Origin of the sequence: Shewanella sp. WXL01 (assembly GCF_012263345.1) — a bacterium.
GTDB classification, from domain to species: domain Bacteria; phylum Pseudomonadota; class Gammaproteobacteria; order Enterobacterales; family Shewanellaceae; genus Shewanella; species Shewanella maritima.
In genome coordinates this window covers 137923-154340 of the sequence record NZ_JAAIKQ010000002.1, presented here as the reverse complement: position 1 = coordinate 154340, position 16418 = coordinate 137923, and the positions used below count along the sequence as shown (strand labels likewise).

General features: G+C 41.2%; 10 protein-coding genes. All 10 read right to left on the bottom strand.

The window, feature by feature from the left end; translation table 11 throughout:
* Window positions 1-19: 19 nt before the first annotated feature.
* The gene (locus G3R49_RS05885) at window positions 20-1810 is read right to left on the bottom strand and encodes a glycosyltransferase (protein ID WP_167869008.1); all 1791 of its coding nucleotides are present in this window, start codon (window positions 1808-1810) and stop codon (window positions 20-22) included.
* 89 nt (window positions 1811-1899) lie between these two features.
* Window positions 1900-2508, bottom strand: coding sequence for an SCP2 sterol-binding domain-containing protein (locus tag G3R49_RS05880; RefSeq protein ID WP_167869007.1), 609 nt, complete (start codon window positions 2506-2508; stop codon window positions 1900-1902).
* 20 nt (window positions 2509-2528) lie between these two features.
* Complete coding sequence (locus tag G3R49_RS05875; protein ID WP_167869006.1) at window positions 2529-3512, bottom strand: hypothetical protein; 984 nt, start codon at window positions 3510-3512, stop codon at window positions 2529-2531.
* A 5-nt stretch (window positions 3513-3517) separates the two neighbouring features.
* Entirely contained in the window at window positions 3518-4321 is an 804-nt protein-coding gene (locus tag G3R49_RS05870; RefSeq protein ID WP_167869005.1) for a sulfotransferase, read from the bottom strand.
* A 16-nt stretch (window positions 4322-4337) separates the two neighbouring features.
* Window positions 4338-6518, bottom strand: coding sequence for a glycosyltransferase (locus G3R49_RS05865; protein ID WP_167869004.1), 2181 nt, complete (start codon window positions 6516-6518; stop codon window positions 4338-4340).
* Window positions 6519-6529: 11 nt separating this feature from the next.
* Window positions 6530-7294 (bottom strand): hypothetical protein, encoded by a 765-nt coding sequence (locus G3R49_RS05860; protein WP_130597829.1) that lies wholly within the window; start codon window positions 7292-7294, stop codon window positions 6530-6532.
* Window positions 7295-7363: 69 nt separating this feature from the next.
* Window positions 7364-7813: a GDP-mannose mannosyl hydrolase gene (locus G3R49_RS05855; protein ID WP_130597830.1), complete on the bottom strand. Its 450-nt coding sequence runs from the start codon at window positions 7811-7813 to the stop codon at window positions 7364-7366.
* A 328-nt stretch (window positions 7814-8141) separates the two neighbouring features.
* On the bottom strand, window positions 8142-10316 hold the full coding sequence (locus G3R49_RS05850) for a DUF255 domain-containing protein (protein WP_167869003.1): 2175 nt from the start codon (window positions 10314-10316) through the stop codon (window positions 8142-8144).
* Window positions 10317-10360: 44 nt separating this feature from the next.
* Window positions 10361-13498 carry a CRTAC1 family protein gene (locus G3R49_RS05845; RefSeq protein ID WP_167869002.1) on the bottom strand — a complete coding sequence of 1046 codons (3138 nt, stop codon included), beginning with the start codon at window positions 13496-13498 and terminating at the stop codon, window positions 10361-10363.
* Between the two features lie 85 nt (window positions 13499-13583).
* Window positions 13584-16418, bottom strand: a 2835-nt coding sequence (locus tag G3R49_RS05840; RefSeq protein ID WP_210147132.1) for a putative Ig domain-containing protein, incomplete at its 5' end; no start/stop codon positions are given.

The window sequence follows — 16418 nt, the reverse complement described above, 5'->3', positions numbered from 1 at the left end:
GAGTTGGATTGTGGCTACTCTATCGATCCTTGTAATGTCCACAAGTATACCGTTCGTTTATTGAAAAGTTCTCTTTTTGTTTAGTCAAATGAGGGTGGTACATCGGATCCCGCTCAATATACTTATCCCAACGCCCTTTCAAGTAGTTCAACTCTCGTTGAAACCTTTTCTGTTTGCTTGTTGTATCTTCCCCACCTCGGCTAACTGATTCGTGGTGAAAAAGCACAGCCTCTGCACAAAAAAGGTTTCTTACTCCTAACTGCAGCACTTTCAAGCAAAAATCAACATCATTAAATGCAACAGCAAGGTTTAATTCATCTAACCCACCGACAGCTTGGTAATGAGACTTCTTAACGATGAGACAAGCCGCTGTGACAGCGCTGACATTATGAGTACAAACCAACCTATTTTGATAGCCAGGATGTTCACCAGGAAAGTGCTTATGTGCATGTGCTGCGACCCCGCTTGAGCCACCACATCCTAATATGACACCTGCGTGCTGCACAGTGCCATTAGAATAGAGTAGTTTTGCTCCTACACAACCTATATCTGGACGTATTACTTGCCGAACAAGTTGCTCTAGCCAGTCTGCTGAAATGACTTCGACATCATTGTTAACTAACGCAACGACATCTCCCGCAGCATGTTTTACAGCAAAATTATTTATCGCTGAATAATTAAAAGCATGAGGGTATTCAATAACGGTAATCTTAGGCTGTTTAGACAGGCTCTTAAAGTAACTAATACTCTCAGGGTCATCGGAATTGTTATCTACTAAGATAATCTCAAAGTTATGATAACTGGTTTTAACAAGGATAGAGTCTATACAGGATTTAACTAACGCCTTGGCATTGTGGGTAGGAATAATAATCGAGACTAACGGCTGAGAGCTTAACGGCCAATTCAGCGTGATACTAGAAGCTTGCTTGTTACAGTGTAATAATTCAGCGTGATCATGGAATGTATGCTCAAGTGAACTCACCCCGGCAGACATATCAAATGCTTGGCGCTGAGCAAGCAACACCCAAGGTATGTGGTTAATATCGCCACTTCGTCGATTTAAACCTAAATGACAAACAAAAGCTGCAATACTGTGGTTTGTAACTTGGTTTGAAATAGAACTGAAACTCTCAAGTGCCTTACACCATAGACCAGTATTTACGTAACCATTACTGTATTGAAAATCGGGATTAAAATCAGGTTTAAAATCAGGTTCTAACCATTGGTTGTTAGAAGCAAGATAAATACAAGTATCTACATACGCAAATTGACTATGTTCAGTATTATCGACTAAGGCCAATAGACATCGCGGGTCAAGGATATCCCCACTACTAATAATAAAAATAGGCTCTTTAAGTAAGCCAGAAACACAATCATTTAATCGAGTGACAAAATAGCAATCCAGGTTTAATTTCGACGTGTATAACTCCAGCTCTGGTGTGCATGACCGTGTGCCCCACAAAATAACGCGTGCTTTGAAGCATAGTAATTTTGATATGCTCTCTAGAGTTACTGATATAAGGTCTTCTTGCCCATCTGGGACGCATATTAAAATGTTGCAATCAAAATCAGTGAGTGGCTTTGAAATGAGCTCACTAAGCTGTGTATTCTGCCAATTCAAATAGCGATGAAAACGCTCTTGTTCATGGTCGAGTTCAACTGCGGACAAAGGCTTGGCAACAATATTTGATAACTTAACATGTAACGCTCTAAGTGCAGCGATTTGTTTAAGTTCAGCTTTAATGCATTCAGGGAGCAAGCTTAGCACACTGCCTACAACTTTAGAGATAAAGCACTTTAAGTCAGACAATGTATTTCACTCTCTTTAAATTTAAATACGTATTGCATGTAACGGTTATAAGCCTTAACACTTATTGTATAAGCTAGCATGAAGGCGTATTAACGAAGCTGGGCTTGATACTCTTTAACTTTTCTATTGATATGAGAGCCATTAGGTCTAGCTTGTTGAGCAACAAGCATTAATCTTAGTGCTTGTTGCGTGTCGCTTTTTTGCACACTAATAGCAGAATCTCGAATAAAGTCTATATCTTCATCACACTCGATATCGCTCACCGAAACTGTTGCTAAATCAATCCTAGGTTCAGGTTTTATATGTAAAAATGAGCAACAACGAGAGACTAAACGATCTAAATGTGGTTGAGATACAGATTTGACTGCTTTCTTAAATACTTGTGCTTTAGCTGCATCACCTTCAACATGTATACAGCCATCATCTATCGCTGTCTGGAGTACACTTTTTCGTCGACATTCAAGTAATTTTTCTAGGGTGAATGACACTGTTAGCGGGTGCTGTTCGCCCTGGCTCTGTTCAGTCTTAGTCACAGGTACCAGCCAAGACACGTTAAAATCTTGTAAATTTATTCTGACGTGGCTGCCCACTTCAATTTTTTCATTCGCAAACACAAAGTGCCATGCTTTTTCTAGTGCTTTAAGTTGAAGTCGATTAGGAATAATTTTTAAGGCGGCTGAAATTAATCTTTTTCTCATCTATGTGGCCTACATTTAACTTAAATTTCGACAGACATAACATCAGCATATAACTTCTTGATAAAGTCACTATCTGACTGTAATTCCACAGTTGGAAGCGCAAACACTTTCGCAGGTAAAACAAACGAATCATCATAATTGACGATGTTAGCGTCAAACTCTTTATGAAAGTTCGCCTTTAACCTGTTAAGCACGAAGGTATCCGCTATCGACACCTTATCCTCCCAAGCAGGTAAGTTATCGATTTTTTTTCTTACTGCAGCTTCATTGTTTAAATACTTGAAAAACCTAGCCCTTAACCGCTTTGATTGCGCATTCGTACCTGTCTTCTTACTATGGTATCGATTTAACAACCTTAAAACTTCGATAATTTTCTTATTTGGAGCCTGATTAATCACTTGATTGTTATAACAATAACCCGTGTCATCAATTTGATATAACGCCAAAACCAACTCAACTAAATCTTGGGTGTCAGATTTAGCAATATCATAGTCGACAACGGCAATATATTGCTTACCAAAAACCTTTGCATACTTAAGCAAGATACCAGTGTCACCAAGGCAGCTACTTACAAAGGGCCTTAATAAGTGCTCTAACGCGTAGTCTTGCCATACTTGCACATTGCCGTGTTTAATAGACTCTGACCAACTCGATATCAACTTCTCATCAGCTCGCCTGTATACGTAAAGAATATGGACTTCAAAGCACTTATTAACAACATCGTGAAGCTTTTGAATTTGCTGTTGGTTTAAACGATCAAAATTCTCAGATGATAACAAAATATTGCTATTGAGTGCCTTTAACCTCTCGGTGTAGTGTTCAAGCTGATCATAGTCACCGTTTAGCAACCAATTAACAAAAGGGTGGTGTCCATACTGAAGAATTTCATCGTCTGGATAAGTCCAACCTTTTGATGAAAGATAGGCAGTGTTTTCAAGAAGGCTTTTCTGGATATAAGTTGACGCGGTCTTATGCGGTCCAATATGCAAGACTAGTTTTTTCATTACATTTAACCTTCAGCCAACTTAGGTTTAGCAAATAATGACATCACCTTCTCACTAAGCTCTTGTCCTAGTGTGCCACTAATAACCTGATCTATCTTATTAACCACATTTGCTTCTAACCCGACTTGGCTTGAAGTGCCGCCAACTTTATGATGTAAAGTCTCAACCATAGTAGTAGTCAGTTTTACACCTGCAAAACTTGCAACTTTTTCCATTTCGCTCATTGACTTAACTTCGTCGACAAAGTCTTCGTGGGCAATCACAATTGCACCTAACCGTTCAATTTTTGCTGTATCAATGAAATCTTTCATATTATTAGCCCAAAATCGAATAGGTTGATACGGGTCATTGAAACTTTGGTGGAAGTCCGTAGATAACAACGACTCATAAACTTCATAAGGGTTGCGATAGTGAAAAATGATCTTGCAATCAGGAAATAAGGTTTTCATCATCTCAGCGTGCTGATAAGCATTTTGCCTAACTTCTTTAAACCCCCAACGACGCTTGCCATATTGCGCTAACTGACCGCCATAAGTGGTGTTAAAAAATGCTCTATAGCCTTCTAGCAACTGCTGTGATTTAGGGTTTAGTACAGGGATCCAAGCCTTTTGAAACCCCAACTCCTCCAAAGAAGTATGCTGCCATTCAACTGCTTTAAAATGAGCAACAGACTTGGTAAATGCATTATGAAAAGGCAGCAAGTAATTTGGCTCCCCCCAAATCAGTAAATCATCAGAGGTATTTAAAAAGCGCTGAATTAACGTACTACCTGTTCTCCAACAAGCTGAAAATATAAAAACTTGACTCACAAAAACCTCTTAATACTTAAAAAACACGTTTAATATGCTCTGCAACAGCACCCCGTGAAAAATTATCTATAAACAATTGCTGTTGCTGCGACATCTGTCGTTGCCAATCTTGTTCATTCATGACTAATTTCGCTACCTGATCAGCGAATTTCTGTGGGGTATTACTAGCAACCAGTCCGTAATCAGCGGCATTTATACCCTCTAAGCCAATTGCAGTCGACACCACTGGGGTTCCATAAAACAAAGATTCAACTAGCTTGCCTTTAACGCCTGCACCATGCAGCAAGGGCAAAATGTTAACTGACACCTTTCTATAAAGTGTTGCTAACTCTTCATCAGATACAAAGCCATGAATGATAACGGTATCTGAACCGTATGCTTTGATTGCATCTGGCATCTTGCTGCCAACAATATGAAAGCAAATATCAGGGAGTCTTTGCTGCACCAAAGGCCAAACACTCTCCAAAAACCACAGGACGCCCTCTTCGTTTGGCGCGTGTCCAAAGCCACCAACAAACAATAAATCTTGGCGCTTTGCAAAAGGGAGCTGAGAGTCTGGACTACTGGGCTTGTCATACACAAACAAAGGTACCTGCTGTATGTCGCTTTTTAGATTTAAAGCATCTAAGTAGGCCTTTTCATCATGAGAAAAGGTTAATCCAACATCAACAGAGTCAAATATGTCCAATTCGACTCCTTTCCAATGTTGTGCCTCTTGTTTGGTTTTCTCACAACTTGAAATTTCAGCCGCTCTAGCGAGACGCCAATGATGCAAGTCATGGCATTGATACACTAACTTAGCAGCGCTATGCTGTTTAATAAAAGGTAAGTACTTGGGCGCAATGTGTGGACGATGAAAATACACTACATCGATAAAGCTCTGGTGCTCTAAAAACCAACCTCGCCAGTTTTCGGCGTAGTGACCACCATATAACACCTCCACCCCCATGGACTCGAGCACCTGAGTATAAGGTTGGTGCGGATAAAAGTTATCGCCGATGAACTTTACGTTGTAGCCTGCGTCAACGAAGAACTTTACATACATGAAGGTTGAACGAGAACCTGCATCTTGATCATACCAAGGCACGTAATGATCAATGAGCAAAATCGACTTTTTATTTCGACTACGATCTCTGGCAACAAAACCACCTTGCCCATTTGCAGAGTGTTCTGTCCTTAAAATATTGTGCCATTTCTCTCGAAACTTCTTTTGATTTGTAACTTGGTACGCTTTCAATCCAGAAGCGGTGTTAGTGCCGTGGCTTTTACCTTCAAAGTGGGTTACGACAGATTGAGGTTGAAAAACAGTTTTATACCCTAAATCACGCAGTGCAAAACAAAAGTCTGTATCTTCATAATATGCTGGTGCGTATCGAGTATCAAAGCCTTCTAGTTGATGCCAGCAGGTAGCTCGGATCAGAACACTGGCACCAGAAATATAATCGACCTCTTTATAATAATTATACTCGGGCAAACTAGGGTTGCGGCCATTACCATAATTCCACGCGGAACCATCTCTCCAGACGATACCACCAGCTTCCTGCAATGTCCCATCGGGATACACCAGCTTTGAGCCAACAATTCCAATATCATCATCGCGCTTGATAGTGCTAAGTAAACTCGACAACCAGTGCTCGTGTACAACAGTGTCATTATTTAAAAGGACGATGAAATCACCAACAGCATGCTTAGCTGCAAAGTTACAGTTTTTCAAGAACCCCTGATTTTCTTCAGGCCGAACAATCTTAGCATTGGGCAGGTGCCGCTGAGCATTTATGGTTTCATCTGTCGAGCAATCGTCAGCAACAATCACCTCAAAACTTACCCCTTCAACATTTTCAATAATTGAATGAATACATCTAACCGTGTAATCCCATTGGTTATACACAGGGACAATTATCGAAACTTCGATGTCATCAAATGTAGGAATATTAAGTGGTAATGTAACTTCAAACTCAGAAACGTCACTTACTATGAGGTCAGGGCAAACGTTATCCTCAGAGTCATTCCAACTCTGTGGAGGTGTGCCTCCTAACTTTTGATAGCGTTTCAGTTGCCAAAATCGTTTAGCTCGAGCAATTACAGCACCAGGAGACTCAGTTATCAGCAATCTTACTAGGGTTTTGACACGGCTATACGAAATCAACTTAACCGCAAAGCTCAGCTTGTTAGCCCAAGCTTTAAGTGTTTTATACAAACCGCAACCTATTATCTAAATGAGAAAAAACGCTTCTTTTTCTTTTCTGGCTCATTGAACTCTACAATATTAATGGCAATACCAAGCTTACGTTCATCAGGTGATTTACCCAGTTCTTGAGGAGAAAAGGTATTTGGAAGTTGTACTGCAACTTTAGTCTCATCTACCTTACCTTTAGATTCAGGTATTTCAGCGACTAGGCAATCTAATGTTCCATCAAATTCAATTTTGCTCGATACAACATTCCCATCGACCAAAACTTTGATGTCTTGCTTCATGTCCTCTTTAATTAAGCTCACTAAACGAACCTTAATTTGCATTGGTTGCTCTCGCGAAATCAAAGCTTTAAAATTGGTTATGGGATTGCTTTTCGTCCAGCAGTAACTTAACCCCGTGTCAGTAAGTTCTGCTTTGTCCATATTGGTATTAGTAGCGAAGTGTTGAGTATTAAGAATCACTTTTTTGGATAAATTTGGCAATGCAGCTGGTTGGCTTCGAGAGCCTTGAACTTCAATAGTATTGGTTAATTGATCACCAACACTGCGATTAACAGGTAGCTCAGACGCTAATACAGTTTCCACAATTTGCATTCTAGCGTTTAACTTTGCAAGGTGCTCTGAAACTCGTTCAATGAGAGCTTCTGTGCTATCACCTTCGCTTCTTGATACGTGCTGAGTGATATCTTTTCTTAACTGAGCCGACTCATTAGCGACCATGGCTTTGAAGTGTTTAATATCTGACAAAATACGTTCATTGTCTTTGTGTGCACGTTTCATTTGTTGTCCTTGTAACTTAGATTTTTATCAATTCTATTATTGAGCAACCGCTGTAATTCGCCGCTGGAGTTATTCAATATACCATTTAGAATGTAGATGAACGTCAGAAGAAGACTTCATTTCATTTTTAGTAAACCAACGGTACTGATTGTGCTGTTTCTCCGGTAATGATTCAATATCAATATCGACAATGATCTTGTATCCGATAACCACATAATGTGTCGACACCTCAGTTCCAAAAACATAATCATCATAGAAGTGTTCGTAAGGCCCCAAGCAATGAGCTTGCTGACGAGTAGCCTCAACCCCAAGTTCTTCAACACACAATCTTAAAAAAGCATCATCTAGCTTCTCATTTTTGCGAATTCTTCCGCCGGGTACGAACCAATACCCTTTAGCCGGGCGGTTATTTCTATGGCCAAGCAATACTGCGCCATTAGAGTTTTCTACCACTAAATCAATGGATATTAGCGGGGTAGATTCAATTACCGTTTCGAATGTATCTTTATCTAAAAACATCAAACACCTATGAAATAGTTCACTGCTTTGTATTAATCGCTATGGGCCCGGCGTTTACATGGCAAAATTGAGGAGGGCTAGAAGAAAAGAGCTTTGCTGTTAGTTGGCTGCAGTACATTAAAAATACAACTCCTGCTTTTCTAATCCATTAAGAATTTATCTCTCCATAAGTCGTGCAACATGATAACTAAGCCAATGAAAACCAACAAGCTAATTGTGGTAAAAAGACAGTTATGGGTTATGAATACTCGATAGGTTTAAGGGAGCGGTTTCTCCCAACATCGAACAGCGGCTTTGAACTCCTATGGACTTACATTTTACAATGCTATTACCTCACAGTCCCCAGTAGATATACTTTTTCAGGTAACAAGCACAATGAATCTGAGCATGCTTGAAGCTGTATAGAGACAATGGAAGGTTGCTGCACTGCGGTATAGTCCGAAACAATCACCTCAAATTTATTTTCAAATAAATTTAATGGCACTTCGTCAAACGCTAAGTGCTTCTTTAGTGACTCAGGAAAAACAATACTTAACGGAATATTCTGTTGTTGAGGTGTATCGACTTCAACAACCGTAGCTAAGTAGCGCTTGTTACTAACTAGGTTAGCGTTGATATGCCAGCCAGGGTTCATTGCAAACTTAGCTACAAGGTCAGGACCTTGCATGGACAAACTAATACGGCCATTACCGTTAGCAAATCTAGCGTAGTTAGTATGTACTCTTTTAAGCTCATTGGCTTTAAACCTAGCGTAGCTGTACTCTGAAACAAGCGTTTCTACCTCTGTCGTATCAGCAATATCAAGCTGTTTGCTAAGCTGCTTCATCGACACAGATTTTGTTTGCTTATAACCAAAAAACAAAGCTTCCAGCACCGCTGAGCGTGTTGACGGTATTTCTTCATCGCGGTTTAAGTTCGCAACAGATGAAATGCTATCTTCATCTTTATCAAGCATCGAGACTAACTTTTCAACTAGCCAGTTAGCTCGTGTTTGCATTTTTTGATGAGTATTCGCATCACTTATCGTTTGCTCTGACAAATGGATATAAAGCAACGCAAACCAGGCCACATCTTCTGGCTGTGCGACAATAGACATACGCTGAGAGAACTCACTACGGTAAAGCGTATCTTGACGTTTAAAGGTATGCCACAGCGAATTAGCTAACTGCCTGGCGGCGTTCAAGTAAGCTTGTTGATTAGTTGCCACATAAGCCTCAACTAATCCAACACCGTACATGCTATTCCAATTCAGCAGAACCTTCTCATCGACTAATGGCTTATCAAGATGGCGTCGATGCTCTTTTAACGTTTCTACTTCAGGACTTTTTCGCCAATCTTGTTCGCTAATTATTGGTCTTTTGTAGCCATAAGGCACTTGATAATATGCACCTTCAACACCCGAAGATAATGCAGAAACTGCCGAAGCCAAACCAGTATCTTGTTTTAACCATTGATTAACCCAGTCATGAGTTTGCTCAATAGCAATCCGATACTTGTCATTTAGCGTAATTGAATAGAGCTTTGCGAGTACCTTTAGCATACTCGCCTGTGTATATAGCATCTTTTCGTAATGAGGCTTTTGCCAATTACCATCAACAGCATAGCGATGAAAGCCCCCTTCAACAGCATCATAAGTTGGACTTACAATAATGGCATTTAGGTGGTCCTGAACTAACTGTAAATACTCAGAGTCAAACGTTCTTAAATACTCTTCTAATAACCCTAGGGTCCAAGGCTCACGAAAAAAACGCGGACCTGGCCTTGATTGTTCATCTGACAGCGCTTTGACGGCGGCTTGATGAATGCTTGGTAGAGCCTTACGCCAGTCAGACTTGCTTGCACGAGCTAACTTATCACTAGAAATAGTCAGGAGATTTGCGGCTAATTGTTGCTCTACCCTTTTTGCAACCTGTGATACCTGCGTTGGATTGCTTTGCCACCTTCGCCCCAACCCCTTGATAGTTTTAATGAACTTAGCTTTATCGATGTAAGAATCAACCCAAACTAGCTGGCCATTTGGCGTTAATATCGCGTTTATTGGCCAGCCGGCCTCGCCCTTCAATAGTTCAAGTGCCGACTTAAAATGATTGTCGACTAAAGGCCACTGCTCTCTGTCTACTTTGACACTGATATAACTTTCGTTGAGTAACTCAGCGACTTCGAGACTGTCAAAGCTCTCCTGTGCCATCACATGACACCAATGGCAAGTTGAATAACCAATCGAGATAAAAATTAGCTTACTTTTGTCTGCCACTCCACTCTTTAACTGTTCATTCCACTCAACCCAATTGATAGGCTGCAAAGCGTGAGATAATAAGTAGGGCGAATCAGAATCAATTAGCTCATTAATGAACTTAGGCTTAGTTTGCAGATTTTGAATAACCTGATTGTCAAATAACCATTGTTTTTGACTTTCGAATGATTTGATTTTTGCAGCAGAGCTTACCGCCACCACTTCTGTAGGGGTGATGACAGCAAGTAGAGTAGTAAATACCAAGCTCACAAAAGCACAAGTTCTATATCTTCTACACATAGTTTTTGTCGACACTACTGCGCCTTGTAAGAGATGGTGTAACTGTTGTTCGCAGCAAGTTTCTCAAAGAATGTGCGCTCACCATTTGGCCAAATGACGGTAACTCGCGCGCTGTCAGCTTTGCCCAAGCCAATATGCTGTAACTTAGGGTGAACAGACATATATCCTTGACTACCAGAGACTTGACGCCAAATGTAACCACCACTAGCGGTGCCAACTAGCACCTGTGCTCCAATCGCATCGAGATTAATGCCATCCTCAGGAGAACCAACTAACTTAATTTTCAACCAATTGTTAGACAGCTTTTCGGCATTATTTTCAAACAATTTGGCAGTATCATGGTAATTGTTTAACGCGACATCGAGATCACCGTCATTATCAAAATCTAGGTATGTCGCTGAGCGCGAATTAGCAATAATGTCTATGCCACTTTGCCTAGATACATTATTTAACTTACCGTTATTGTTCAAAAAAAACACATTGCTCGCTTTGGAAGCATCAGGGAAGTGAATATTACTCACAGATTCACCGGTCACAGGGTCGGTGTAGTACGGATTTTTGGTTGAATATACATAGTAGTCATTCATGCCATTAAGCACGTATAGGTCATCATCGCCATCATTATCAACATCGAGGAAGTCTGCATCCCATGCCCACCCTGTCGTTGAGTAGCCTCGCCCTACTAACTCACTTTGCTGATAAGCTAACGCGCCATGTTTATTCTTACCTGATATAAATAAATCATTCCCTTCGACCACACGCATATTTGCCAACTTATCGGGGTTGAATTCAGCTTGGGTATCTTCGGTTGGCAGAACGTATTTTTGATCTTTATTCATTGTAACAATATTGGAAATATACACATCCGCAAGTCCATCACGATTCAAATCGGTGAGACTAATGTTCATGGTATACGAAGGCTTGTCCGTGCCTAGCTTAGCGGCATAATCAATAAACGTTTTGCCTTTACGATTGATATAATAAGCATTAACCCCAAAATCGTTGCCGACTATTAGGTCCTGCCAGCCGTCCATGTTCAGATCGGTATGGGTGACAGATTGTCCCCAACCTGTGTCATTGGCGCCTAAAGCCTCGGCAGCTTGTTCGAACTTAAAGCCTCCTTTGTTAATAAATAAAACGTTTTCACCACCGTTATCATTACGTCTCTTTAAGGTAGGCAAATCACCTTTGAGGTAATTACCAAAGTATTGGATGTAAATATCTAATAGGCCGTCATTATTAACATCAAATGTGGTCGCTGGACCTGCAACCAGCCCTTCTCCACCTAGATTCACTTGGTTTGAAATATCGGTAAATGTGCCATCACTATTATTGCTAAAGATCCGATGTGACTCATCCACATAGGTGATGATAATGTCCTGATCGCCGTCATTATCAAAATCCGCGATCAATGGCTGGCGTGGCTCACCATAATTCTGAGTTTGACCAAATTTAGCGCTTTTTACATCTAACCCAGATTTTGCCGTGACATCGATAAATTTATTGCCATCATTCAGAAATAGCTTATTGCCAAGGCCACTGAGCACCAATATATCAATTAAACCATCACCGTTTATGTCTTCAGCAGCGATACCACTGCCTCCAAAAGCTGGAGGAATCGTGATAACCCCTGTACTGTTGTCTTTCTCTAAATAACTCCGCAGCTGCCTGCTTAGCCAATCAGAAGAGCGATGCTCAGCCTTAAACTGACTCACTTCTGTAATATCATTAAAGTACTTTATCTTCTCTAGTGATTGCGTAGGCTGCGCTGAAATAATCGCTGCCCCTTCAATAACTTCAGGCTTATAAGTACCATGGTGTGCAACACTCGCATTAATTGACTCGTAACTTTGCACTAAGGACTGCGCTGTTAAATGCTCTTTACCAAGCGCTTTTACACTGTCACCAGCGCCTCTTAGCAGCAACACCCCATAGTGAGCAATAGCTTCGCTAATTAGCTCAGCAGCAAAAGGGTCTGCTTCTAATTGAACCTGTTGGCGAATATCAACTAAGGCTTGCTGAAAATATTGCCAGTGAAGACCTGAGTCGCGAAAGGCGTCCATGTCGTAAGACTCAATGACAACTTGTTTAGTGTTTGGGTACTTAGGGTAAAAAATGACGTCTTCATATTCATTGACATCATGAGGCAAAATAGATGAGATCGCTTGAGCTACGTGTTGTTCTTTAATTGTGACGCCCGCATCAACATTTGCCTGTGCAGATAAATAAAGACTGGCAGAAAACGCAATCATCGCCTCAGTAAAGTATTGTTTAAACTCAGCCTGCGCATTTTTACTCTCAGGCATTGCAGCTTTTGCAAAATAAACCTGAAGGTTGCGGTAAAACAGTGGCTGACTGACCTCATTATACTTGTTAAATGCGGCAATCTTTTGGGCAATAACACTATCTAACACTCCGGTTGCAGATGTTCCTTTGCTTGCGACACGAGTTTCCACTTTCCTTGGTTGAGTAATGCTCGAAAATAACGCTTTATCAACCGCAGCGATATGCGTTTTTGCGACTTGATGGGCGTTATCGTCACGAGCTAAAGCGTCAGCTTTTTTCAATAAAGCGAGAGTTAACAAATCGACAAGGCGATTAATCTCATTGGCGGCCTCATCATCTAACTGTGGCAGTTCACTGTCAAAATCTAACAACACGTCTTGCTGCACTGCCAGCATTGCTCTCAACGTATATGCCACAGAGCCATAATGTTGCTGATCGCGCTCATCAATAACTATGATGTTATCACCCACTTCCACATTCCAGCTTGCACCCACAACACTGACTGTACGCTCAATTGAAAACAAATCACTGACAGCTGAATCGACATGGCTTTTATTAAGTGTAGCAACACTCTGACCAGCAACCGTTGCGGCAGCTTGCCAGATAGATTTAACCAGCTGTTTTTGAACTTCAGTTTTTAAATACCTTGCTTGCTCTGAAAGTGGCGTACCGTAAATCAGCCCTTCTAAGCGTGTAGCAGTCGCGTGACATTTAGGATCGCGCTCAGCCTCTAGATTGCCGATTATATCAACCAGCAAGCGAGGGTCTGGCTTTGGTGGTAATTCGACTTTTGCATTTAATACACCTGGTAATGTGCCTAACGCTAAAGCAATACTTAAAACTAAGGCTTTATTATTGTTCTTCATACCTAAACTACGCTATTCGCTCTTCAAAAAATACGCCGTAGTATATACGGCGCATTAACTTCACAAAACATTCTTTTAACAATTATTAGTAATACCGTCTTCGCTGATACCAACACATCATGAGTATTAGTAGAAGTGCACCTGACAGTGAACTAGCGTTATCATCTCTCACAATCGAGGTTTTAACCGTGAAACTGTTATTAGATGCATTAACGTCAAACTCTTTACTTGATACTGCAGCCACCAATTGGTAATCAATAAAGTCATCCATTACTACAACTAATGCAATATCAACCACTTCAGACGCCTGAATCACGCCATAAGAACACACTGCGCGCGAATTAGACTGTTTAACACATTGTGCAGGTAGCTGTTCAATACGCGCTGCGCGTGACAGCTGAATGTCAACTTGCACTTCGCTAGCACTAGATGCACTGTAATTAGTTAACTGCCAACTCAAAGGTGTTGCTTCAGAAATACGTGAGTAACTAATACCAGACGATAAAAGCCCAAGGTCAACATCCTGTCGGCCTAATGACTCGGATGCACTCCAATACCAAATTTTTAAGCCTTCTTGTTGATCAAATACCAGTAAGTCCTGATAGCCATCATTGTTCAAATCCATAAGGTCAACACTGCTAACTGAACTGGCTTTAATCACCATGCCAGTCGGAGACACAATTCCAGAATCGAGTTCCCAAATACTGACTGATGTATCAGATTGCAGCACGAGTTCATGCACGCCATCATTATCAAAGTCACTTGCGATAACATTTTTAGCAAGCGGCAGAGAAATGGCATTTGACTCTGAGTCATTAGACAGCACGTCATAGATGATGCTCCACCCTGAGTCGTCTAGCACTACAGCATCAAGCATTTGGTTTGCATCGAGATCAATTAACATTAAGTTTTCAACAGATGTTGATAGACTATCTACTGCTACAACAACTAACTCTTTACCGTCATGCGAAACTAGCTTACTGCCGCTACCTTGTGCACTAATAATAACTTGCTCAAGGTCTTGAGATTTGACAACTTGCATTAGCACGTCAACTTGCGACTGGGTATCAGGTTGTTGTTCAGTAGCAGGTGAACTCAACTGAGCTTGATCATTGATAGCAAATACGTCAACAAATGTGTAAGTAACATCATCAGCACTGAAGCCTTGATAGATACCTAAACCAAGCGGAGAGTAACCCGCAAACAACACTTCTTTGTCACCATCAAGGTTTAGATCGGTAATTGCGACTAATCCAGCTTGAATGTCATCAAGAGCAATTGTGCTATCAACCATATAGTTATCATCTAACAGGTATGCCGAATTACCGTTACTACCACCTGCAGTAACGACATCAATTGAGCCATCACCATTGATGTCATCAAATGCAACGCTGATAAACGGCGTCGTAATCAAAATATCTGCACTAGGAATTAACTCGCCAGCAGTACTGTTGAGTAGCACTTGCATCGTATTCAGCTCTGCGAGATAAACCACTAGGTCGTCATAGCCGTCATTGTTCATATCGACCACTACACCTTGAGATACATTTGCTTCTAGGAGAATATCACCAAACTCCGTGAGCAAAGATTCTGCAAGGAGCAATGAACTCTTAGCCTCCACTGATGCCTCATTTAAATTCTCACCACTTAAAGAGAGACTTGCATCAGAGAAGCCAGCTGTTACATCGATAACTTCAAAGCCATAAGCATATGATTTTGAATCATCAATCATTAACTGCTCCAGACTACAACTCAGGATGTTTGCAGAAGATTGCTCACAATTATCTGGCAATGAAACCAAGCTAAGCGCACTATCAAACTCGATGCTCCAAGTTAAGTTGTCAGCGTGCGCAAAACCCACATTAGCAATAGTGACAATATGATTCACACTGTCACCTAATGTCGCAGGTGAAGGTGAAAAAAAGCTTGTTACTGAAACATCAGTATTCACCGGGCGCTCTACTTCTAGCGTAAATTCCTGAACGACATAGTCTTCGATTAAGCCATCTGTCAGGCCAATTTGAATACTAAAGGTTTGCTCGCCACTATCTAACGGTGGTGTACCCACCAACTGATTCGAGCCATTGATTGATAGCCACTCAGGACCACTCAATAACATTAATGAAAGCTGAGCATCGGCATCAATATCGTTTATCTCAATCTGATAAACGTAATTCACTAAAGCTTGCGCGGTTAGCACGGGCTCAGAGACAAACTCAGGAACATCATTAACATTAATAACTTCAATACTGAAACTTGCCATGTCAACTTGAATGGTTCCGTCATTTACTGAGAGTAAAATGTCGTTATAAATACCAACATCTTGGTTTTCTGGCGTACCAGAGATGACACCAGATACCGTATCAAAGTTGGCCCAGCTAGGTTTCCCCTGAATACTAAACTGCAACTCATCGTCAACGTCTTCATCGGTAACTACAGGCTCAAAGCGATAATAGTCTCCTTGATCAACACTCAAACTAGGTGTTCCAGAGATCACCGGTGCGTCATTAGTGTTGGCTACTGTCAGATCAAACGCGTTCAAACTTGATGATTCGGTACCATCTGACACTGAAATAACAATCCCTTCAGTAACCCCCACATCCGCATTAGTTGGCGTGCCTGATAGCTGACCATTAGCGCTGCTGAAGGTTGCCCAACTTGGCTTGTTGACAATGCTAAAGGTTAAGGTGTCACTCACATCGTCATCGCTGGCGCTTGGGGTAAAGCTATAAGCACTGTCTTCATTAACTGAAGTGGCAGGCGTACCTGAAATCACTGGTGCGTCATTGGTGTTAGTCACCGTTAAGCTAAAGGCGCTTAGACTTGAGGTGACTGTGCCATCATTCACTGAAATCACGATACCGGCAGTGGTACCCACGTCCGCATTAGTTGGCGTGCCTGATAGCTGACCGTTAGCTGT